This is a genomic window from Geobacillus sp. FSL W8-1251, assembly GCF_038005945.1.
GTDB lineage: Bacteria > Bacillota > Bacilli > Bacillales > Anoxybacillaceae > Geobacillus > Geobacillus stearothermophilus.
In genome coordinates, this window is record NZ_JBBOUF010000001.1 from 1,596,797 (window position 1) to 1,619,751 (window position 22,955).

The following is a 22,955-nucleotide window of genomic DNA, read 5'->3' on the forward strand; positions in this document are numbered from 1 at the left end:
CTCGCCGCCGCTCGGGGTCAAATAACCTTCCCCCTCGGGGTGCCAGCACCCCTGCGGGCGAAGAACATTTGCCCATCGCGGCGAAACACTCGCCTCCGCTTTTCCGGTTATCTAGTTTTCAAGGAACGAATCAAGAAAAGTGGTGGAGCCTATCGGGATCGAACCGATGACCTCCTGCGTGCAAAGCAGGCGCTCTCCCAGCTGAGCTAAGGCCCCGCAACCGATGGGCCTAAGTGGACTTGAACCACCGACCTCACGCTTATCAGGCGTGCGCTCTGACCAGCTGAGCTATAGGCCCATGGAGGGAAAGTTCCCTCAAAACTAAACAAAACGACAAGCGTCATTATAATCAAACCGGAAAAGTTTGTCAATACATCCTTAGAAAGGAGGTGATCCAGCCGCACCTTCCGGTACGGCTACCTTGTTACGACTTCACCCCAATCACTTGCCCCACCTTCGGCGGCTGGCTCCCTTGCGGGTTACCTCACCGACTTCGGGTGTTGCAAGCTCTCGTGGTGTGACGGGCGGTGTGTACAAGGCCCGGGAACGTATTCACCGCGGCATGCTGATCCGCGATTACTAGCGATTCCGGCTTCATGCAGGCGAGTTGCAGCCTGCAATCCGAACTGAGAGCGGCTTTTTGGGATTCGCTCCCCCTCGCGGGTTCGCAGCCCTTTGTACCGCCCATTGTAGCACGTGTGTAGCCCAGGTCATAAGGGGCATGATGATTTGACGTCATCCCCACCTTCCTCCGACTTGTCGCCGGCAGTCCCTCTAGAGTGCCCAACCGAATGCTGGCAACTAGAGGCGAGGGTTGCGCTCGTTGCGGGACTTAACCCAACATCTCACGACACGAGCTGACGACAACCATGCACCACCTGTCACCCTGTCCCCCCGAAGGGGGAACGCCCAATCTCTTGGGTTGTCAGGGGATGTCAAGACCTGGTAAGGTTCTTCGCGTTGCTTCGAATTAAACCACATGCTCCACCGCTTGTGCGGGCCCCCGTCAATTCCTTTGAGTTTCAGCCTTGCGGCCGTACTCCCCAGGCGGAGTGCTTATCGCGTTAGCTGCAGCACTAAAGGGTGTGACCCCTCTAACACTTAGCACTCATCGTTTACGGCGTGGACTACCAGGGTATCTAATCCTGTTTGCTCCCCACGCTTTCGCGCCTCAGCGTCAGGTGCAGGCCAGAGAGCCGCCTTCGCCACTGGTGTTCCTCCACATCTCTACGCATTTCACCGCTACACGTGGAATTCCGCTCTCCTCTCCTGCCCTCAAGTCCCCCAGTTTCCAATGACCCTCCACGGTTGAGCCGTGGGCTTTCACATCAGACTTAAGAGACCGCCTGCGCGCGCTTTACGCCCAATAATTCCGGACAACGCTCGCCCCCTACGTATTACCGCGGCTGCTGGCACGTAGTTAGCCGGGGCTTTCTCGTGAGGTACCGTCACCGCGCCGCCCTCTTCGAACGGCGCTCCTTCGTCCCTCACAACAGAGCTTTACGACCCGAAGGCCTTCTTCGCTCACGCGGCGTCGCTCCGTCAGGCTTTCGCCCATTGCGGAAGATTCCCTACTGCTGCCTCCCGTAGGAGTCTGGGCCGTGTCTCAGTCCCAGTGTGGCCGGTCACCCTCTCAGGCCGGCTACGCATCGTCGCCTTGGTGAGCCGTTACCTCACCAACTAGCTAATGCGCCGCGGGCCCATCCGCAAGTGACAGCCCAAAGGCCGCCTTTCAACCGAAGACCATGCGGTCTTCGGTGTTATCCGGTATTAGCTCCGGTTTCCCGGAGTTATCCCGGTCTTGCGGGCAGGTTGCCCACGTGTTACTCACCCGTCCGCCGCTGACCGAATCAAGGCAAGCCCCAATCCGGTCCGCTCGACTTGCATGTATTAGGCACGCCGCCAGCGTTCGTCCTGAGCCAGGATCAAACTCTCCAAAGAAAGTTGATTGGCTTTTGCTTCGGCCAATGCGGCCGAAGTTTTTTTCATGACGCTTGCGTTTTGTTTAGTTTTCAAGGAGCTTTCGATTTAGTGTTGCGCACTTTTATTATTATAATTACTGTTCAATTCGCTGTCAACATGTTTTTTATGAACAGCGACGTTTATTAATATACTTTATATCTATACAAAAGTCAATAGTTTTTCATAAAAAAATGAAAAGGCATTTTGACTAGACGATGCCTTTTCATTATGAATCATGACAGAATATATTGGTCAATCACAATTAATGCCGCAGCCCCTGGAAGGCCAAGAAATCCGCAAACGAGCGAGGTGATAAGGTTAATCGGAATATGAATGCTGAACTGCCCGCCGATCGCGTTAATGGCAAACAGCGCCAGCGCCCCGACGATCAGGCGGATAGCGGCATGGCCGATAAAGCGAAGCGCCTTAAGGCGGGCGCCAACAACGAGCAACACGGCAATGAGCGCCGACAATACGGTAATCACCACTTTCGGCTCCAACGTTTCATGCCCCCTTCTATGCTTGTACTACAAGCATATGCGCCTTTGGGGAAAAAAGAACAAAAAAGGAAGTCAACGCACTTCCTTCAGTGTAACACGACGGTGCTTCGCTTCGCGGAGAAGAAAAAAATACTTGGCCTCCGCCAGTTGGAGCGCGCTCAGCACCTCTCGAGACGGGTCAACGCTTTTTTCAATGAGCTGTTTTTGTTCAAACCACTCCGCTCTTGCTTGTTGCAGTTCGGCCATCAACTTTTCGTCAAATTGTCTTTTTAATTTCCCCTTCCGCCGCCATAACAAACCGATCCCCACCTTCTTTCTCTCTACAGTTCGCGGCGTCCTTCCAACGCTTTTGACAACGTCACTTCGTCCGCATATTCCAAATCGCCGCCTACCGGCAAGCCGTGGGCGATGCGGGTTACCTTGATTCCTGTTGGTTTGAGCAGGCGTGAGATATACATCGCTGTCGCTTCCCCTTCAATGTTCGGGTCAGTCGCTAAAATCACTTCTTGGATCGTCTCATCCTGCAGCCGCGCCAGCAGCTCGGCGATCTTAATGTCCTCCGGACCGATGCCTTCCATCGGAGAAATGGCTCCATGCAGCACATGGTACAAGCCATTGTATTCTTTCATTCTCTCCATAGCGATGACATCTTTCGGGTCTTGGACGACACAAATGGTCGTCCGGTCGCGCCGTTCGTCTTTGCAAATGTAGCACGGGTCCGCATCTGTAATATGCCCGCAAATCGTGCAATAATGAATATGCCGCTTTACGTCGACGAGCGCTTTGGCGAATTCAAGCACAACGTCTTCTTTCATCGCCAGCACGTGAAACGCGAGGCGGGCGGCCGTTTTTGGACCGATTCCGGGCAATTTCATAAAACTGTCAATCAGTTTGGATAACGGTTCTGGATAATGCATAGCTTCCCCCTAGAACAGCCCTGGAATGTTGAGTCCTTTCGTAAACTGCCCCATCATATCGTTGGCCAGCTCATCAGCTTTTTTGAGTGCATCGTTTGTCGCTGCCAAAACTAAATCCTGGAGCATTTCAATATCGTCCGGGTCAACGACTTCTTCTTTAATTTTCACTTCTAAAATTTGTTTATGGCCGTTGGCGATGACCGTCACCATGCCGCCGCCTGCCGTGCCCTCCACTGTTTTTTCTGCCAGCTCTTCCTGTGCTTTTTGCATTTCTTTTTGCATCTTCTGCATTTGCTTCAGCATTTTTTGCATATTTCCCATTCCGCCACGCATCATGGTTGGCATCCTCCTTCAATTCGTTTATTCTTTGATTTCAATCAATTCCTCGCCAAACAGCCGTTTCGCTTCGGCGATCAACGGGTCTTCCTGGCTTTTTTCCGCTTTCGCTTCTTTGCTGCGGATAAATTCTTCCCTTATTTTCCCCCATTCCTCTTCCGGAATGGCGATCATTTCAAAACGGCGGTTCGTCAGGTCAAATAAAATTGCTTCGACATTTTCCTTGACCGAACTCGCCGGGTCGGTCGCCATCTTGCAGTGAATTTCATACTTAAACTTTAACACAAATGCTGAAGCGCTTGCTGCGACCGGTTCACTCTCCTGCAAGAGAGCGGCGTGCGACACTTTATGCTGCCGCTTCAGCGCATCAAGTACGTCGGCCCAGCGGCCTTTCACCAAGGCTAAGTCTTCATGCGTCGCCTGCTTCAACAATTCGTAAATGCGGCCGACCGGTGCTTTATATCCCCCGGTTTTCACCGCTTTCGCCGTTTTTTTCGCAGAAGGCGCCTCCGGCGGGACGGCAGGCGCCTGCTCTTTTAGGCGGCGCAGCTCGATTTCCAGCGTTTCAATCCTCTTGATCAATGGCCCAAGTTCAGAAGCGTTCGGCGATGGAGCAGCAGCCGCTGGCTGATGGCAAAGCTTGACGAGCGCCACTTCGAGGAGAAGACGCGGGTGGTTCGTCCACTTCATCTCCTGCTGGCTTTTGTTCAACAGCTCAATCGCTCCGTACAAATCGGAAAGAGGAATCGCTTCCGAAAGCGAGGTGAACGCTTCGTCAACGACCGCAATTTGGATGGCTCCTTCCACATGAGGGGCCGTTTTGTACAGCAACAAGTCGCGATAATACAAAATCAAATCTTCAACCAAACGATTCGGATCTTTTCCTTGCGCCATCATTGCTTCAAACTGTTGCAAAACAGCCGCTGTATCTTTCCGATGAATGGCGGCAATGAAATCAGCCAACGCGGCAAATGATGCCGCTCCGGTCATCGCCAACACGTCATCAAGCCGAAGCTTCCCATCGCTGAATGAAATCGCCTGGTCAAGCAAACTGAGCGCGTCGCGCATCCCTCCATCGGCAGCGCGGGCGATAGCCGACAGCGCCTCGTCGGATGCTTCTACGCCCTGGGCGTTCGCCACATATTTCAACCGCGAAACGATGGAGGCCAGCGGGATGCGGCGAAAATCGAACCGTTGGCAGCGGGAAATGATCGTCGCCGGGATTTTATGCGGCTCGGTGGTGGCCAAAATGAAAATGACGTGTTTGGGCGGTTCCTCAAGCGTCTTCAACAACGCGTTAAACGCGCCGATTGACAGCATGTGCACTTCGTCGATAATGTACACTTTATAACGAACCGAGGTCGGCGCAAATTTCACTTTTTCACGGATGTCGCGGATTTCGTCGACGCGGTTGTTGGAAGCAGCGTCAATTTCCAACACATCGGGAATCGTTCCGTTTGTAATGCCGAGGCAAGCGGGACATTCATTGCACGGCTCGGCCGCCGGGGCCTGTTCACAGTTGACCGCCTTGGCGAACACTTTCGCCGCGCTCGTTTTGCCTGTCCCACGCGGTCCGGAAAATAAGTAGGCATGCGATATTTTATGTTGAAGCAGGGCGCTTTGCAACGTTTTCGTCACGTGTTCTTGGCCGACCATGTCCGCGAAACGCTGCGGCCGAAAAACACGGTATAACGCTTGGTATGCCACGGAAAACGGCCCTCCTCTTCCTCTCATCTCCACTATTATATAACGTTCTGCCCTATTTTAAAATAAAAAGAGGCTGTCCCAAAAGATCGTCTCTCTATGTAAAAGAGATACAATATGATCGTGTTGCCGAAGCAAATTGCCTCTGCATCTTGTCAATGAAGAAAGGGTGTCCCATTGCTTTTGGGACACCCTCTTGCTGCTTATGTAAGGCCGTGCACCTTCTGTCGATTAGCTGCCCCGAGCGTTGCTCAAGCAGTTGGCTCAGCCCAGGCGCCCCCGCGGCACATGGGAGCATCCGCTTACTGCTGCTTCCTTCCGGACCTGACAGGGTTCACGGAATCCCATTGCGCGGGACCCAGACGTCAACACCACTTACTTGAGACAGGCCTCACAACAGACTAACCTCGAGAAGGGATTCAGCCTCGCTAGAGCGGATTGCGAGTACAGGGCACCGCTACCTCCCCGCTTAGCACGGCACTATCAGTATAGCGCGTTTATAGGGAAAATGCAATGTACACAGGCCGAATTTTAGTTGGAACTTCCGCCAACATTTCTCTTTTGTTCGCGCAATCGGCGGAAAAAGCCGCTCAGCAGCGCCCCACACTCCTCCGCCAACACGCCGCTTGCAACCTCAGCCTGGTGGTTGAACCGGTTTTCCTGCAATAAGTTCATTAACGTCCCGGCGCATCCCCCTTTTGGGTCGCTAGCTCCAAATACGACCCGCTCAATGCGGGAAAGAACGATGGCCCCCGCGCACATGGCGCACGGTTCAAGCGTCACGTATAACACCGCCCGTTCAAGCCTCCATGAGCCGGTCACCCGGCACGCTTCGTCAATGGCCAAAACCTCCGCATGGGCGATCGCGCGCTGTTCCGTTTCCCGTAAATTATGGGCGCGGGCGATGACGCGGCCGTCTTGAACGATGATGGCCCCGATCGGCACTTCGCCGATCCGTTCAGCTTTTTTTGCTTCTTCAATCGCCAACTTCATGTAATACTCATCGTTGCTCATCATATACCCCTTTGCACAAACGGTCATTTCTCTTTCTTTTCCATCATAAAATATGGAGAATGAAGACGCAACTAGGAGGTCAAGCGATGCAGATCCATGTCGTACAGAGAGGACAAACGTTAAGCGGGATCGCTAAAGCATATGAAACGACGGTCGAGGACATTGTTCGGGCGAACAAGCTGCCAAATCCCGACCGTCTTGTCGTCGGTCAGGCGCTCGTGATTCCGATCGTCGGTCGTTTTTATTGGGTGCAACCCGGAGACAGTTTATGGTCGATTGCCCGCCGGTTTTCCATTCCGATGCAGCGTCTCGCGGAAGTGAACCGCCTCTCGTTAAATGCGCCATTGCGGGTCGGCCAGCGTCTTTACATTCCGCCCGGAGCCAAGCGGAGAGCGGAGTTTAACGCCTATATTGAACCGCGCGGTGCGACCGTCAGTCCGGCGTTGGAAGCAAGCGCCCGCGAAGCCGCTCCACATTTAACGTATTTAAGTCCCTTTTATTTTGCCATTCGGCGCGACGCGACATTGCAAGAGCCGCCGCTTGACGACTTTCCGGATATCGCCCGCGCCAACCGCGTCACGCTCGTGATGGTTGTCGCCAACATTGAAAACGGGCAGTTCAGCGACGAGCTGGGCGCGCTTATTTTGACGAATGAAACGCTGCAAAATCGTCTACTCGACAACATTGTCGCCACCGCCAGACGGTATGGCTTCCGCGACATCCATTTTGATTTTGAATATTTGCGCCCGGAAGACCGTGAGGCGTATAATGCGTTTTTGCGCAAAGCGAAACGGCGATTTGAACGGGAAGGATGGATGATGTCGACCGCCCTGGCGCCAAAAACGAGCGCCACCCAGCGCGGACGTTGGTACGAAGCCCATGACTACCGCGCCCATGGACAAATTGCCGACTTTGTCGTCATAATGACGTATGAGTGGGGCTACAGCGGCGGTCCGCCGATGCCGGTCTCCCCCATCGGCCCTGTCCGCCGTGTCCTCAAGTACGCCGTCTCGGAAATGCCTCCCGGAAAGATTTTAATGGGGCAAAATTTGTATGGTTATGATTGGACACTGCCGTACGTACCGGGCGGACCGTACGCCCGCGCCATCAGCCCGCAGCAGGCCATCGCCCTCGCCGCGAGGTATAACGTCGCGATTGAATACGACACCGAGGCGCAGGCGCCGCATTTTCGCTACCGCGATGAAAACGGGCGCGAGCACGAAGTATGGTTTGAGGACGCCCGCTCCATTCAGGCAAAATTCAATCTCGTGAAAGAACTTGGCCTGCGCGGAGTCAGCTATTGGAAACTGGGCTTCGATTTCCCGCAAAACTGGCTGCTCCTTTCCGACCAGTTTGCAGTCGTCAAAAGATAAGGCCGCCCGCGCCAAAGAGATAAAAAAACCCGCCTTTCTCCCGGCGGGTTTTTTTATGGCTGGAAACGGCGATTCCGATCAGCCGTTCCAGATGACAATCTCCTCTTATGCGCGTCAGTACTGTTCTTTATCGCTTTGGCAGAGAAGCATTCGAGGCCGGCGTCCGCCGCCTCTTTTTCTCCGTCGCCAACGTCATTCACTATAACACGGCTGCCGGGAAAAGTCAACCAACGATTTTAACGGATGACGTCCCGGTTTCCCATGTATGGGCGGAGCGCCTCTGGGATGATGACCGATCCATCTTCTTGCTGGTAGTTTTCCAAAATGGCGGCGACCGTCCGCCCAATGGCTAGCCCCGAACCGTTTAATGTATGCACGTACTCCGGTTTCGCTTTTGGATCGCGACGGAAGCGGATGTTGGCACGGCGCGCTTGAAACGCCTCAAAGTTGCTGCACGACGAAATTTCCCGGTACGTTCCGTAACTTGGCAGCCAAACTTCAATATCGTACGTTTTCGCCGCCGAGAATCCAAGGTCTCCGGTGCACAAGGCGACAACGCGGTACGGAAGCCCGAGCCGCTGCAAAATCGTTTCCGCCTGCCGTGTCAATTTTTCCAGTTCCTCGTATGAATCTTCCGGTTTGACAAACTTAACAAGCTCCACTTTGTTGAACTGATGCTGACGGATGAGCCCTCTTGTGTCGCGGCCGGCCGAACCAGCTTCAGCGCGGAAACAGGCGCTGTACGCTGCATAGTAAAGCGGCAAATCATCTGCAGATAAAATTTCATCGCGATGCAAGTTCGTCACCGGCACTTCCGCTGTCGGAATGAGAAAATAGTCTTCGCTGTCCAAATGAAACGCATCCTCGGCAAATTTCGGCAATTGCCCGGTTCCAATCATGCTTGCCCGGTTCACCAAATAGGGGGGCAGCACTTCTTCATAGCCGAATTCATCGAGATGGATGTCAAGCATAAAGTTGATTAACGCCCGCTCAAGCCGGGCGCCCAACCCTTTATAAAACACAAACCGGCTTCCTGTCACTTTAGCCGCCCGCTCAAAATCAAGCAGACCAAGCTGGTCGGCGATATCCCAATGCGGTTTCGGTTCAAACGAAAACGAACGCGGCTCCCCCCATCTCCGCACTTCGACATTGTCCTCTTCCGACTGGCCGACCGGTACGGATTCATGCGGAATATTTGGAATCGATAACAACAGGGCGTTGAGTTCCTCTTCCAGTTGGCGAATGTGCTCATCCATTTGCTTAATGCGGTCGCCGACTTCGCGCATTTGGACGATCAGCGGCTCCGCATCCTTTTTCTCGCGCTTAAGGGCGGCAATTTGCTGCGACACATCATTGCGTTTGCTTTTTAGCTCTTCCACCTCAGCAATCAAACGGCGGCGTTCTTTGTCCAACTGTTCAAACCGGTCGATGTTCGCCAAATCTCCGCCGCGCTGCATTAGTTTTTCTTTCACTTCTTCAAACTGGGCGCGCAATATTTTCACATCCAGCATGGCTTTTACCTCCTTTTCCATTCAATATTATACATAAAAAAGCCCCCGTCCCCAAAAGGGACGGGAGCGACCCCGCGGTGCCACCCTTATTGAAGGCTTGCGATGCCTTCCCTTTTTGCCGTTCACGGCGGCTACCGAAAACGCCTACTGACCCGCTTTGGCGTTCAACGTTTTGCTCGAGGATGGATTCACAGGCGCTTCCTGCCGGTTTGCACCACCCACCGGCTCTCTGAAAGAAAGGGGGTCTGCTGCTTGTTCCTCTCATCGCTTTCGCTTGATCACTTTACTTAAGGCTTGACGTCATTTTCGCTTCTTTGACCATGTTGAGAAAGTATTGCATCAATCGATGATCGTCGGTCAACTCTGGATGGAACGAGCAACCAAGAAACTGGCCTTGCCGGGCCGCGACAATGCGGTCATTGTATGTCGCGAGGACATCGACCCCGTCGCCGACCTCGACAATGTGCGGAGCACGGATGAAGACGCCGACAAACCCGTCGCCAACCCCCTTGATCGACAGCTCCGCCTCAAAGCTTTCCCGCTGCCGCCCAAACGAGTTCCGCTCGACTGTAATATCCATCAGGCCTAAGTGAGGCTCATCATACCCGACGATTCGTTTCGCCAGCAAAATGAGCCCAGCGCATGTCCCAAACATCGGCTTGCCATCAGCGGCAAATTGCTTCAATGGCTCCATCAATCCGTACCGGTCCATGAGGCGCCGCATTGTTGTGCTTTCGCCGCCCGGGAGCACGAGTCCGTCGAGTCCCGAAAGCTGCTCCGGTTTCTTCACGACGACCGCCTCGGCGCCGCACGCCTCGATGGCGCGGACATGTTCCTGCACAGCTCCTTGCAGTCCAAGTACACCTATTTTCATTGTGATCTTGCTCCTTTGTCCGGCTTACCAGCCTCGTTCTTGCATCCGATGCTCCGGCAGCAGTGTCGCGACATCGATGCCGCGCATTGCGCCGCCCAGCCCTTTCGATAGATGAGCGATCAGCTCATAGTCTTCATAATGAGTCGTCGCTTCAACGATCGCACGAGCGTATTTTTCCGGATTTTCCGATTTAAAAATGCCCGAACCGACGAAGACACCGTCGGCGCCTAAGTGCATCATGAGCGCGGCGTCAGCTGGTGTCGCGACACCGCCAGCGGCGAAGTTGACGACCGGGAGGCGGCCAAGCCGTTTGATTTCACGCAGCACTTCAACCGGAGCCCCAAGCTGTTTCGCCTCGGCGACAAGTTCGTCTTCGCTCATGCTGACAACTTTGCGGATTTGCGCGTTGACTTTGCGCATATGGCGAACGGCCTCGACGATGTTTCCTGTCCCTGGCTCCCCTTTTGTCCGCAACATCGATGCCCCTTCAGCAATGCGGCGGGCGGCCTCTCCTAAGTCGCGGCAACCGCATACAAATGGGACCGTAAACTGCCGTTTGTCAATATGGAACTCTTCATCAGCCGGCGTCAATACTTCACTTTCGTCAATATAGTCGACGCCGAGCGCCTCAAGGACGCGCGCTTCCACATAGTGCCCGATGCGCACTTTTGCCATGACTGGGATTGATACAGCGTTCATCACTTCTTCAATGATCGTCGGATCAGCCATGCGCGCGACACCGCCAGCGGCGCGAATGTCTGCCGGGACGCGCTCGAGCGCCATGACTGCGACAGCCCCTGCCGCCTCAGCAATCTTCGCTTGCTCCGCATTGACGACGTCCATAATGACGCCGCCTTTTTGCATTTCCGCCATGCCGCGTTTGACGCGGTCTGTACCTGTCAATGCCAACGTTGATTCCCCCTGTTCCTATCCTTATGCTTTGCTATATACGCAAAAGGATGATTCCACCGTTTCATTTTACCTCAATTTTTACAAAAATCACAATGGAAAAAAGGGGCTGACCCAAAAGTCCGCCAAAAAGCGGACTTTTGGAGTCAGCCCTCTCTGGTTTTTGTATATTTTACCAAACGGAACAAAATTCCGACTCTGTTCTCCCCCTCATTTACGCCACCAAGGACAATTGCTTGTCCCTAGCGGCTTTTTTGAGAAGATTGTGGGCAGCACAAACCAGCCCCCATTCGATGGAAACTTTTTGGAGGCCTCGCAGGACAAAGCGACGAAACCCGCGATTTTGTTTGATTTGCCCAAATACACTCTCAATGTCGGTTTGGCGTTGGCGGTATCGGGCTTGCCCTTCTTCACTCTCCAACCGTTCGCGGGCTTTCTGTTTTTGTTCATGATAGACGGGGTTCCATTGCGTGGTTCGTCCATACTTGGAAGTCGTGCAGGCCGAACGGAACGGACATCCTTCGCATTCATGGCATTGGTAGTGTCGGGTGACCGAGGTGTATCCTGATTCCGTGGTCTGTTTCGAAGTTCCGGTGCGAACCAGCTTTTTCCCATTGGCGCAAATCCAAACGTCTTCTTCTTCCACATAGGTCCAATTCTGCTGATGATGCGGATTTTTCTTGACCTTGCGCGTGTTCTCCTTCTCATACGTATGGTACTTGATCAAGGCCGATATGTGCTTCTCTTCCAGCTTCACGTAGTTCTCTTCCGAGCCATAAGCCGCGTCAGCGATCAAACGTTCGGGTTCCACGCCGTACTTCTCTCGAACGGTCTCCAAATGCGGGAGAAGACAACGAGTGTCGCCCGGCCTCTGATGAAGGGAATACCCCAAAATAAATTGGCCGGAAGAACCCACCTGTACGTTATAGGCCGGCTTGAGCTGGCCGTTTCGCATGTGATCCTCCTTCAACCGCATGAAGGTGGCATCCACATCGGTCTTGGAATAGCTGTTGCGATCCCCGCATACATGGAGTTGGTGTTCATACTTTTCACTGCGGGGCAAGTAGTCCTCCTTCATCTTCTTGATGGCCTTCTTCAACGGTTGGTTGTCCGGCTCGGCCTCCAACCGTTTTTCCCACTCCTCGGTTTTCTTTCGGATTTCTTCTGACGTAAAGGCCGGCGAAGGGTCGATGTCTTCCGCCTTTTCTTCTTCCACGATCACCTCGATCTGGGCAATCAGCCGATCGACATTGGCTTGGAGTTTCTCCTGGTACTTCTCAGCCGATTTGCGCCAAACGAAGGTGTACCGGTTGGCATTCGCTTCAATTTTCGTTCCATCCACAAAATAATCTTCCATCTTGACATAGCCGTCGGCCACGAGCAGCGTGATCATTTCCCGGAACAGGTCGTCAATCAGGTCTTTCATCCGCTCCGAACGAAACCGATTGATGGAACGGAAGTCCGGCTTTTGAAATCCACTTAGCCACATGAGGGGAAGGTGGACTTCGAGCTGCCGTGCAATCTCACGGCCATGATACATTTTTTGGGTGTAAGCGTAAAGGAGAATTTTGGTCATCATTTTCGGATGATAGGCGGAGGCGCCCCCTCCTTTGTAGTAAGCAAGAAACGTCTCCATCGGGATGCGTTCAACCATCTCATGAACCACGTGGGCCATGTTATCCCGTGGAATGAGATCGGCGATGTTGCTTGGCAAAGAGAGGTTGTCCATGGTATACTCTTTAAAGGAAATATGATCATGTTTCATAAAAGAATCGCCCTTCTTTCGGTGGTAGTGGTTTTGGTGACTCTATTCTACCAGAAAAAAGGGCGATTCTTCTATATTTGAGGCAAAAAAGTGGGGGCTGATCCCAAAACGCATTCGCGTTTTGGGTCAGCCCCAGCGTTACAACCAACCTTTCACCGTTTTGGCAACGCTTGTCCATAAATCAGCAAACAGTCCGCCAATCGCACGCATCGAGAGAACGAACCAGTTGGCTTTCTCCACCTCGGTTGTCGTAACGAGCGGCACCCGGATGTTTTTTTGCATGTCCGGGCTTAAGAACGCGAGCGAGTCATCGCCTTTGTATTCAAGCGTCATATATCCGACCGTCTCTCCTTTTTTCAACGGAGCGATCAATTTTCCTTCTTTCGTCATTTTTTTCTGATCCAATACATAAACCGGCTTGTACTGTTTTTCCTCGCCATTTTTGATGAGCAGAGACAGCTTTTTCGCCGTTGCGACGCGAACTTCTTTTTCCTTCCCTTTCACGACTGGAATCGTCTCTTTCCCCTTCAGCTGATACCCTTTCGGATAGAGAGTTTGGAGCGAGTATTGATGAAATCCATAGTTAAATAGTTTTTCTGTCTCCTTAAAACGCGCCTCTTTCGTCGTTTTTCCGCTTGCATCCTTGGCATTCATCACGACGGAAATTAGACGGACGCCGTTCCGCTTCGCCGTCCCGGTGAAACAGTTGCCGGCAAATTCCGTATAGCCGGTTTTCAACCCGTCTACCCCTTCGTATCCGTACACAAGCCCTGGTAGCATCCAGTTCCAGTTGTCCATTTTAATTTCGTCCTCTGTTCCTCCTCGGAACATTTTATGGGGAATGCTAGCCGTTTCCAGCACCTCTGGATGGTCTTTCAGCAGCCGGTAGGCAAGGGTGGCCATGGCCCGCGCAGACATGACATTTTCCTCATCCGAGTTTGTCCCTTCCGGGTAGATTCTTTTTAAGTCTTCGTTGCTTAACCCTGTCGCATTCACGAATTTATAATCTTTCAACCCGAGCTGTTTCGCTTTTTCATTCATCATTTTCACGAAATTTTTCTCTGACCCAGCAATGATTTCCGCAATCGCGACCGTAGCCCCATTGGCCGAATAAATGGCCATTGCCTCGTACAGTTCGCGCACTGTATACTTGCCATCTTTGCGCAGCGGAACGTTGGACAGCGCCCGGTCTTGCGACAACCGGTACACATACTCACTCGGCGTATACGTCTGATCCCACTTGACACGTTTCGCCTTAACGGCGTCAAGAAGCAAATACTCGGTCATCATTTTTGTCATGCTGGCAATGCCAAGCACCGTATCAATGTTTTTCTCATATAAAATTCTTCCCGTCTTCGCGTCCACTAAAATCGCGGCGTCCGCCCGGATGTCAAGCGGAGCGCTTTCCGCCTTCGCCGTCTGTTGAAACGGCCATAGTGTTAAGCAAAGACAAACAGACAGCAGCCAAAACAACCACTTTCGTTTCCTATTCACATCGAAACCCTCCTCACACAACCGTTATTGTAACATACAGGCGGCCAAAAAAATAGACGGAGAATCTGTCTCCGTCAAAGTTAGGCTGATGGACGCAGCCTTGATCAAAACGCGGAGTAGTTCGGCGCTTCTTTCGTAATTTGCACGTCATGCGGATGGCTTTCGCGAAGCCCTGCGCCCGTCATGCGGACAAATTGCGTTTTCTCCCGCAGCTCATCCAAGTTCCGCGTTCCACAATAGCCCATACCGGCGCGCAAGCCACCGACAAGCTGATAAATCGTATCGGCGAGCGGCCCTTTGTACGGCACACGCCCTTCGATGCCTTCCGGGACAAACTTTTTCGCGTCTTCTTGGAAATAACGATCTTTGCTGCCGCGCTCCATCGCCGCGACCGACCCCATGCCCCGGTATACTTTAAAGCGGCGGCCTTGGTAAATTTCCGTCTCGCCTGGGCTTTCCGAGACGCCGGCGAGCAAACTGCCGAGCATGACCGCATGAGCTCCGGCGGCAATCGCCTTCACGATGTCGCCAGAGTATTTAATGCCGCCGTCAGCGATGATCGGGACGCCATGTTTGCGCGCCTCAGTCGCACAGTCATAGATCGCCGTAATTTGCGGCACACCAACCCCGGCGACAACCCGGGTCGTGCAGATGGACCCCGGACCGATTCCGACTTTAATAATGTTCGCCCCAGCCTCAATCAAGTCGCGCGTCCCTTCAGCTGTCGCGACATTGCCGGCGATGATGTTCAAGTCCGGGTATTGGCGGCGGATGTTGGCCACCGTCTCTAGGACGCCTTTCGAATGGCCGTGCGCCGTGTCAACGACAATGACATCAACCCCTGCCTCAACAAGCTTTTTGACGCGAATCATCGTGTCCGCCGTCACCCCGACGGCCGCCCCGACAATCAGCCTCCCTTTCGCATCTTTCGCCGAATTCGGGAACTCGATCACCTTTTCGATGTCCTTAATCGTAATAAGCCCTTTTAAAACTCCATTTTCATCGACGAGAGGCAATTTTTCCACTTTGTGCTTTTGCAAAATTTTTTCCGCTTCTTCTAACGTAGTCCCTACCGGGGCTGTAACCAAGTTCTCCTTCGTCATTACCTCGGAAATTTTAATCGAGTAATCCTGAATAAAGCGCAAATCGCGGTTCGTGATAATGCCGACAAACTTTTGTTCCTCGGCATTGTTGACGATCGGCACGCCGGAGATGCGATACTTGCTCATTAAATGTTCCGCATCATACACTTGATGATCAGGCGTTAAGAAAAACGGATCCGTAATAACACCGCGCTCTGACCGCTTTACTTTGTCGACTTGTTCCGCCTGTTGCTCAATCGACATGTTTTTGTGAATGACGCCAAGACCGCCTTGACGCGCCATCGCAATAGCCATTTCCGCTTCGGTTACTGTATCCATGCCGGCGCTAATGATTGGGATGTTCAACTGGAGCGTATCGCTTAATTTCGTCGTGACATCAACATCACGCGGTAGCACGTCCGATTTTGCTGGAATGAGAAGAACATCATCAAACGTCAAGCCTTCCTTTGCGAATTTCGCTTCCCACATGTTTTCTCCCCCTTGTCCGGAAATATTATTAGTAGCTTAACAACTGGTTAAACTACTGTCAAGGAATCAAAAAAATGTCCAACTTTTCAGTTATCTTCTTACAATTCCATGGCAAGGGGGGTAAAAATGTTCGGAAATCCCGGTAAAGCTGTCAACTTTTCTATTTTCCGCTCCGCTGACGTCGCCCAGCGCTTTTTGCTGCAATGCTACAAACAGCAACAACGGGAAGACGCTGTTCAGCGCAGTTATACAAACTGTTATCCATTTTTATATTATTTGGAGCATGGGCAAAACTTTTATGCCGCCGCCAGGCAGTCGCCATTGTCCATTAAACCGGTTCTTTTGTTTTATGGCATGGTGCAGCTGATAAAGGCGTGCCTGCTCACCGTCGATCCGGACTATCCTGAATCGACATCCGTTTTAGCCCATGGAGTGTCAACGAGAAAGCGCAAAAAACAAGGCTATGAATTTTTAGATGACGAAGTCAAAATCCAAAAAAACGGTTTGTTCACTCATTTTTCTGAAAAAATGTTTCATGTGAAACAAGAGGCGGGGGAAAAATTTCGCATGGGCATGCTGTTGCAACGAATCTGCGAACTGCACGAAACATTTTTTTGTTTAAGCGACCGAAAAAAGCCATTGTCGTTGCCGGTCGTACATACGGTTTCACCGCCCATGCTGGCCATTCCGAAGGCGATTTTGGACCATTACCATATGTCGCAGCTCCGCTTCATCCAGTACATGAGCGAGGAAGGGCACGAAAAACAGCTGACATTCGCCAAGGAGGAAGGGGAATTTCTTTATTTCAAAATGGAATCGCCGCTATCGCCGATTAAGGAAGGGCCGTTTTTATTCCATTCGAACGGAACATACCATATCCCAACGAAGAAGGAAAAAATCTTTGCGCTCCCGGAAATCCATGCCCATTATTTGCTGCTGTACAATTTGAGCATGATCTCCCGCTACGAAACAGAGTGGTGGAGCGAACTTCTTCACTCTTACTCAAGCAAGGCGTACATTTTTATTCTTCAATTTCTTTCCATATCGGCGGACAAAGTGCCCCTGCTGCTAAACGAATATTTAATGCATAAGTTTTGGGCCAAGCCAAATGATTGAATGCTCTCCCACCTGCACGAACACGCGGGAGTAAAGGCTTCCCAGCGCGGGTTGATAAAAAGCACCCCATTGCGCGTCATGCACAATGGGGTGCTCTGTTTTCCGCCTAGCAGCGACCTACTCTTGCAGGGGCGCTGGCCCCAACTACCATCGGCGCTGGAGGGCTTAACTTCCGTGTTCGGGATGGGAACGGGTGTTTCCCCTCCGCTATCACCACTAGGCCATATGAGGTTGTCAGGAATTCGTTCCCTGAAAACTAGATAACCGTTTCAGGAAGAAGCCGGGGCGCTTTCACTTTTCATTGTCTAGCTCCGGCTCGCCGCCGCTCGGGGTCAAATAACCTTCCCCCTCGGGGTGCTAGCACCCCTGCGGGTGAAGAACATTTGCCCGTCGCGGCGAACCGCTCGCCTGCGCTTTTCTAGGTTAAGCCCTCGATCGATTAGTATCCGTCAGCTCCACGTGTCGCCACGCTTCCACCTCGGACCTATCGACCTCGTCATCTTCGAGGGATCTTACCCGCCTGACGCGGTGGGAAATCTCATCTTGAGGGGGGCTTCACGCTTAGATGCTTTCAGCGCTTATCCCGTCCGCACATAGCTACCCAGCGGTGCCCCTGGCGGGACAACTGGTACACCAGCGGTGCGTCCATCCCGGTCCTCTCGTACTAAGGACAGCTCCTCTCAAATTTCCTGCGCCCGCGACGGATAGGGACCGAACTGTCTCACGACGTTCTGAACCCAGCTCGCGTACCGCTTTAATGGGCGAACAGCCCAACCCTTGGGACCGACTACAGCCCCAGGATGCGATGAGCCGACATCGAGGTGCCAAACCTCCCCGTCGATGTGGACTCTTGGGGGAGATCAGCCTGTTATCCCCGGGGTAGCTTTTATCCGTTGAGCGATGGCCCTTCCATGCGGAACCACCGGATCACTAAGCCCGACTTTCGTCCCTGCTCGACCTGTCCGTCTCGCAGTCAAGCTCCCTTGTGCCTTTGCACTCTCCGAATGATTTCCAACCATTCTGAGGGAACCTTTGGGCGCCTCCGTTACCTTTTGGGAGGCGACCGCCCCAGTCAAACTGCCCGCCTGACACTGTCTCCCACCCCGCTAAGGGGTGCGGGTTAGAATTTCAATATCGCCAGGGTGGTATCCCACCGGCGCCTCCACCGAAGCTGGCGCTCCGGCTTCCCAGGCTCCCACCTATCCTGTACAAGCGATACCAAAATTCCATATCAGGCTGCAGTAAAGCTCCACGGGGTCTTTCCGTCCTGTCGCGGGTAACCTGCATCTTCACAGGTAGTATAATTTCACCGGGTCTCTCGTTGAGACAGCGCCCAAGTCGTTACACCTTTCGTGCGGGTCGGAACTTACCCGACAAGGAATTTCGCTACCTTAGGACCGTTATAGTTACGGCCGCCGTTTACTGGGGCTTCGGTTCGCACCTTCGCTTCCGCTAAGCGCTCCCCTTAACCTTCCAGCACCGGGCAGGTGTCAGCCCCTATACGTCGCCTTTCGGCTTCGCAGAGACCTGTGTTTTTGATAAACAGTCGCTTGGGCCTTTTCACTGCGGCTCGTTCGGGCTCTTCACCCAAACGAGCACCCCTTCTCCCGAAGTTACGGGGTCATTTTGCCGAGTTCCTTAACGAGAGTTCTCCCGCGCGCCTTAGGATTCTCTCCTCGCCTACCTGTGTCGGTTTGCGGTACGGGCACCTCTTCCCTCGCTAGAGGCTTTTCTTGGCAGTGTGAAATCGGGGACTTCCGGATGACTCCGTCGCCATCACCGCTTGGCCTTACAATCCGCGGATTTGCCTACGGATCAGCCTTGCGGCTTGGACAGGCTCTTCCAGCCGCCTGCTCGCCCTATCCTCCTGCGTCCCCCCATCGCTCAAACGGGAAGGAGGTGGTACAGGAATCTCAACCTGTTGTCCATCACCTACGCCTTTCGGCCTCGGCTTAGGTCCCGACTAACCCTGAGCGGACGAACCTTCCTCAGGAACCCTTAGGCTTTCGGCGCAGAGGATTCTCACCTCTGTTTTCGCTACTCATACCGGCATTCTCACTTCTAAGCGCTCCACCAGTCCTTCCGGTCTGGCTTCAACGCCCTTAGAACGCTCCCCTACCGATGACCAACGGTCATCCCGCAGCTTCGGCGGCACGTTTAGCCCCGGTACATTTTCGGCGCAGAGTCACTCGACCAGTGAGCTATTACGCACTCTTTAAATGGTGGCTGCTTCTAAGCCAACATCCTGGTTGTCTTTGCAACTCCACATCCTTTTCCACTGAACGTGCACTTTGGGGCCTTAGCTGGCGATCTGGGCTGTTTCCCTCTCGACCACGGATCTTATCACTCGCAGTCTGACTCCCGGGCATAAGTCGTTGGCATTCGGAGTTTGACTGGGTTCGGTAACCCGATGAGGGCCCCTAGCCCAATCAGTGCTCTACCTCCAACACTCTCCATCCCGAGGCTAGCCCTAAAGCTATTTCGGGGAGAACCAGCTATCTCCAAGTTCGATTGGCATTTCACCCCTACCCACACCTCATCCCCGCACTTTTCAACGTGCGTGGGTTCGGGCCTCCAGCCGGTGTTACCCGGCCTTCACCCTGGACATGGGTAGATCACCTGGTTTCGGGTCGACGACGACGTACTTTTCGCCCTGTTCAGACTCGCTTTCGCTGCGGCTCCGCCTCTTCGGCTTAACCTCGCACGCCATCGTCACTCGCCGGTTCATTCTACAAAAGGCACGCCATCACGCATGAACGCGCTCTGACTACTTGTAGGCACACGGTTTCAGGTTCTCTTTCACTCCCCTTCCGGGGTGCTTTTCACCTTTCCCTCACGGTACTGGTGCACTATCGGTCACTAGGGAGTATTTAGCCTTGGGAGATGGTCCTCCCTGCTTCCGACGGGATTTCCCGTGTCCCGCCGTACTCAGGATCCGCTCGGGAGGGAACGAAGTTTCGACTACAGGGCTGTCACCTTCTCTGGCCGGCCGTTCCAGACCGGTTCGTCTACCCCGTTCCTTTCTCACTCCCACAATGAGCGGTCCTACAACCCCAAGAGGCACGCCTCTTGGTTTGGGCTGTTCCCGTTTCGCTCGCCGCTACTCAGGGAATCGCGTTTGCTTTCTTCTCCTCCGGGTACTAAGATGTTTCAGTTCCCCGGGTGTGCCCTCCATGCCCTATGGATTCAGGCATGGATACTGCCCCATTACGGACAGTGGGTTCCCCCATTCGGACATCTCCGGATCAACGCTTGCTTACAGCTCCCCGGAGCGTTTCGGCGTTTGCCCCGTCCTTCATCGGCTCCTAGTGCCAAGGCATCCACCGTGCGCCCTTTCTAGCTTAACCTACAGCGCTCTCGGCTTCTTCCTTATTGTCTAGCGTCGGCTCGCCGCCGCTCGGGGTCAAATAACCTTCGCCTTCCGGGTGCAAGCACCCTTGCAGGCGAAGAACATTTGCCCATCGCGGCGAAACGCTCGCCTCCGCTTTTCCGGTTATCTAGTTTTCAAGGAACGAATCAAGAAAAGTGGTGGAGCCTATCGGGATCGAACCGATGACCTCCTGCGTGCAAAGCAGGCGCTCTCCCAGCTGAGCTAAGGCCCCGCAACCGATGGGCCTAAGTGGACTTGAACCACCGACCTCACGCTTATCAGGCGTGCGCTCTGACCAGCTGAGCTATAGGCCCATGGAGGGAAAGTTCCCTCAAAACTAAACAAAACGACAAGCGTCATTATAATCAAACCGATAGGTTTTGTCAAGAAATTCTGTCTAGCTCCGGCTCGCCGCCGCTCGGGGTCAAATAACCTTCGCCTTCCGGGTGCAAGCACCCTTGCAGGCGAAGAACATTTGCCCATCGCGGCGAAACGCTCGCCTCCGCTTTTCGTACTGTCTAGCTCCGGCCGCCATCGGCTCGCGACGCTTCGGTCCTGCTGCGGCGGCAACAGCCTCCTCGCAGGCCCTCCAGCGCGTTTCGCCGATAGGCGGGCGACCTTCGCTTTTCCCCTTAGAAAGGAGGTGATCCAGCCGCACCTTCCGGTACGGCTACCTTGTTACGACTTCACCCCAATCACTTGCCCCACCTTCGGCGGCTGGCTCCCTTGCGGGTTACCTCACCGACTTCGGGTGTTGCAAGCTCTCGTGGTGTGACGGGCGGTGTGTACAAGGCCCGGGAACGTATTCACCGCGGCATGCTGATCCGCGATTACTAGCGATTCCGGCTTCATGCAGGCGAGTTGCAGCCTGCAATCCGAACTGAGAGCGGCTTTTTGGGATTCGCTCCCCCTCGCGGGTTCGCAGCCCTTTGTACCGCCCATTGTAGCACGTGTGTAGCCCAGGTCATAAGGGGCATGATGATTTGACGTCATCCCCACCTTCCTCCGACTTGTCGCCGGCAGTCCCTCTAGAGTGCCCAACCGAATGCTGGCAACTAGAGGCGAGGGTTGCGCTCGTTGCGGGACTTAACCCAACATCTCACGACACGAGCTGACGACAACCATGCACCACCTGTCACCCTGTCCCCCCGAAGGGGGAACGCCCAATCTCTTGGGTTGTCAGGGGATGTCAAGACCTGGTAAGGTTCTTCGCGTTGCTTCGAATTAAACCACATGCTCCACCGCTTGTGCGGGCCCCCGTCAATTCCTTTGAGTTTCAGCCTTGCGGCCGTACTCCCCAGGCGGAGTGCTTATCGCGTTAGCTGCAGCACTAAAGGGTGTGACCCCTCTAACACTTAGCACTCATCGTTTACGGCGTGGACTACCAGGGTATCTAATCCTGTTTGCTCCCCACGCTTTCGCGCCTCAGCGTCAGGTGCAGGCCAGAGAGCCGCCTTCGCCACTGGTGTTCCTCCACATCTCTACGCATTTCACCGCTACACGTGGAATTCCGCTCTCCTCTCCTGCCCTCAAGTCCCCCAGTTTCCAATGACCCTCCACGGTTGAGCCGTGGGCTTTCACATCAGACTTAAGAGACCGCCTGCGCGCGCTTTACGCCCAATAATTCCGGACAACGCTCGCCCCCTACGTATTACCGCGGCTGCTGGCACGTAGTTAGCCGGGGCTTTCTCGTGAGGTACCGTCACCGCGCCGCCCTCTTCGAACGGCGCTCCTTCGTCCCTCACAACAGAGCTTTACGACCCGAAGGCCTTCTTCGCTCACGCGGCGTCGCTCCGTCAGGCTTTCGCCCATTGCGGAAGATTCCCTACTGCTGCCTCCCGTAGGAGTCTGGGCCGTGTCTCAGTCCCAGTGTGGCCGGTCACCCTCTCAGGCCGGCTACGCATCGTCGCCTTGGTGAGCCGTTACCTCACCAACTAGCTAATGCGCCGCGGGCCCATCCGCAAGTGACAGCCCAAAGGCCGCCTTTCAACCGAAGACCATGCGGTCTTCGGTGTTATCCGGTATTAGCTCCGGTTTCCCGGAGTTATCCCGGTCTTGCGGGCAGGTTGCCCACGTGTTACTCACCCGTCCGCCGCTGACCGAATCAAGGCAAGCCCCAATCCGGTCCGCTCGACTTGCATGTATTAGGCACGCCGCCAGCGTTCGTCCTGAGCCAGGATCAAACTCTCCAAAGAAAGTTGATTGGCTTTTGCTTCGGCCAATGCAGCCGAAGTTTTTTTCATGACGCTTGCGTTTTGTTTAGTTTTCAAGGAGCTTGATCTTTACTTTAATGATGACAGCTATTACATAATAACTGATGGACGATGAAAAGTCAATAGTTTTTTATTTCGTTGTTGCCGTCGCAAGCAAAGTTTATTGTATCATGTTGATGTTGTTTATGCAACGGTATTTTTTTGGACGGTTGGCAATTTATTTCAAAAAACAATGCGAAATGCGTTATTCTCAAGCTGAGAAACCTGCTGAAATCTGCTTCCTCTTTCGGCGATGAACAACAGCAGCAAGAGAAAATGATTGTTTT

14 protein-coding genes, 4 tRNA genes, 4 rRNA genes, 1 other RNA gene and 1 other annotated feature are annotated in these 22,955 nt (G+C 53.6%); of the genes, 2 read left to right on the forward strand and 21 right to left on the reverse strand.

The window, feature by feature from the left end; genetic code table 11:
- Positions 1-140: 140 nt before the first annotated feature.
- The 10 genes from NSS88_RS08425 to tadA all read right to left on the reverse strand — a co-directional run bounded on the left by NSS88_RS08425 (position 141) and on the right by tadA (position 6,433).
- Positions 141-216, reverse strand: a tRNA-Ala gene (locus NSS88_RS08425).
- 8 nt (positions 217-224) lie between these two features.
- A tRNA-Ile gene (locus NSS88_RS08430) sits at positions 225-298 on the reverse strand.
- 84 nt (positions 299-382) lie between these two features.
- Positions 383-1,941 (reverse strand): 16S ribosomal RNA (locus NSS88_RS08435).
- A 254-nt stretch (positions 1,942-2,195) separates the two neighbouring features.
- Positions 2,196-2,462: a pro-sigmaK processing inhibitor BofA family protein gene (locus tag NSS88_RS08440; protein ID WP_049625376.1), complete on the reverse strand. Its 267-nt coding sequence runs from the start codon at positions 2,460-2,462 to the stop codon at positions 2,196-2,198.
- Positions 2,463-2,534: 72 nt separating this feature from the next.
- On the reverse strand, positions 2,535-2,759 hold the full coding sequence (locus tag NSS88_RS08445) for a YaaL family protein (protein WP_033008840.1): 225 nt from the start codon (positions 2,757-2,759) through the stop codon (positions 2,535-2,537).
- Between the two features lie 23 nt (positions 2,760-2,782).
- Positions 2,783-3,379: a recombination mediator RecR gene (gene recR / locus NSS88_RS08450; RefSeq protein ID WP_033008839.1), complete on the reverse strand. Its 597-nt coding sequence runs from the start codon at positions 3,377-3,379 to the stop codon at positions 2,783-2,785.
- A 9-nt stretch (positions 3,380-3,388) separates the two neighbouring features.
- Complete coding sequence (locus NSS88_RS08455; RefSeq protein WP_375153696.1) at positions 3,389-3,712, reverse strand: YbaB/EbfC family nucleoid-associated protein; 324 nt, start codon at positions 3,710-3,712, stop codon at positions 3,389-3,391.
- Positions 3,713-3,739: 27 nt separating this feature from the next.
- Entirely contained in the window at positions 3,740-5,422 is a 1,683-nt protein-coding gene (gene dnaX / locus NSS88_RS08460) for a DNA polymerase III subunit gamma/tau (protein ID WP_049625375.1), read from the reverse strand.
- A gap of 210 nt (positions 5,423-5,632) precedes the next feature.
- Positions 5,633-5,897, reverse strand: an RNA gene (gene ffs, locus NSS88_RS08465) — signal recognition particle sRNA large type.
- Between the two features lie 53 nt (positions 5,898-5,950).
- The gene (tadA, locus tag NSS88_RS08470; protein WP_033014223.1) at positions 5,951-6,433 is read right to left on the reverse strand and encodes a tRNA adenosine(34) deaminase TadA; all 483 of its coding nucleotides are present in this window, start codon (positions 6,431-6,433) and stop codon (positions 5,951-5,953) included.
- An 86-nt stretch (positions 6,434-6,519) separates the two neighbouring features.
- Between tadA and NSS88_RS08475 the strand changes: the two genes are divergently transcribed.
- Entirely contained in the window at positions 6,520-7,806 is a 1,287-nt protein-coding gene (locus NSS88_RS08475) for a glycoside hydrolase family 18 protein (RefSeq protein ID WP_033014224.1), read from the forward strand.
- Between the two features lie 236 nt (positions 7,807-8,042).
- Here the strand turns inward: NSS88_RS08475 and serS are convergent, their stop codons facing one another.
- From serS to guaB, 6 genes are all read right to left on the reverse strand, one after another.
- Positions 8,043-9,317, reverse strand: coding sequence for a serine--tRNA ligase (gene serS, locus NSS88_RS08480; RefSeq protein ID WP_033014225.1), 1,275 nt, complete (start codon positions 9,315-9,317; stop codon positions 8,043-8,045).
- Positions 9,318-9,370: 53 nt separating this feature from the next.
- Positions 9,371-9,591 (reverse strand) — a binding site (T-box leader).
- 9 nt (positions 9,592-9,600) lie between these two features.
- Complete coding sequence (pdxT, locus tag NSS88_RS08485) at positions 9,601-10,191, reverse strand: pyridoxal 5'-phosphate synthase glutaminase subunit PdxT (RefSeq protein ID WP_033008825.1); 591 nt, start codon at positions 10,189-10,191, stop codon at positions 9,601-9,603.
- 24 nt (positions 10,192-10,215) lie between these two features.
- A complete protein-coding gene (gene pdxS / locus NSS88_RS08490) occupies positions 10,216-11,100 on the reverse strand; it encodes a pyridoxal 5'-phosphate synthase lyase subunit PdxS (protein WP_033008824.1) in 885 nt (294 codons plus the stop codon).
- A gap of 214 nt (positions 11,101-11,314) precedes the next feature.
- Positions 11,315-12,865 (reverse strand): IS1182 family transposase, encoded by a 1,551-nt coding sequence (locus tag NSS88_RS08495; RefSeq protein WP_201027872.1) that lies wholly within the window; start codon positions 12,863-12,865, stop codon positions 11,315-11,317.
- Positions 12,866-13,003: 138 nt separating this feature from the next.
- Complete coding sequence (locus tag NSS88_RS08500; RefSeq protein ID WP_061580979.1) at positions 13,004-14,359, reverse strand: D-alanyl-D-alanine carboxypeptidase family protein; 1,356 nt, start codon at positions 14,357-14,359, stop codon at positions 13,004-13,006.
- A gap of 104 nt (positions 14,360-14,463) precedes the next feature.
- On the reverse strand, positions 14,464-15,930 hold the full coding sequence (gene guaB / locus NSS88_RS08505; RefSeq protein ID WP_339239875.1) for an IMP dehydrogenase: 1,467 nt from the start codon (positions 15,928-15,930) through the stop codon (positions 14,464-14,466).
- Positions 15,931-16,056: 126 nt separating this feature from the next.
- On the opposite strand from guaB, the gene NSS88_RS08510 reads away from it, so the two are divergent.
- Positions 16,057-17,046, forward strand: a complete 990-nt coding sequence (locus tag NSS88_RS08510; protein WP_049625370.1) for a YaaC family protein — start codon at positions 16,057-16,059, stop codon at positions 17,044-17,046.
- Between the two features lie 104 nt (positions 17,047-17,150).
- Here NSS88_RS08510 and rrf read toward each other — a convergent pair.
- The 5 genes from rrf to NSS88_RS08535 all read right to left on the reverse strand — a co-directional run bounded on the left by rrf (position 17,151) and on the right by NSS88_RS08535 (position 22,611).
- Positions 17,151-17,267: ribosomal RNA gene (rrf, locus tag NSS88_RS08515) — 5S ribosomal RNA — on the reverse strand.
- A gap of 198 nt (positions 17,268-17,465) precedes the next feature.
- Positions 17,466-20,393, reverse strand: a 23S ribosomal RNA gene (locus NSS88_RS08520).
- Positions 20,394-20,572: 179 nt separating this feature from the next.
- Positions 20,573-20,648 (reverse strand) — tRNA-Ala (locus tag NSS88_RS08525).
- 8 nt (positions 20,649-20,656) lie between these two features.
- Positions 20,657-20,730 (reverse strand) — tRNA-Ile (locus NSS88_RS08530).
- A 322-nt stretch (positions 20,731-21,052) separates the two neighbouring features.
- Positions 21,053-22,611: ribosomal RNA gene (locus NSS88_RS08535) — 16S ribosomal RNA — on the reverse strand.
- The 16S, 23S and 5S rRNA genes sit together here with 2 tRNA genes alongside, the layout of an rRNA operon.
- Between the last annotated feature and the right edge of the window lie 344 nt (positions 22,612-22,955).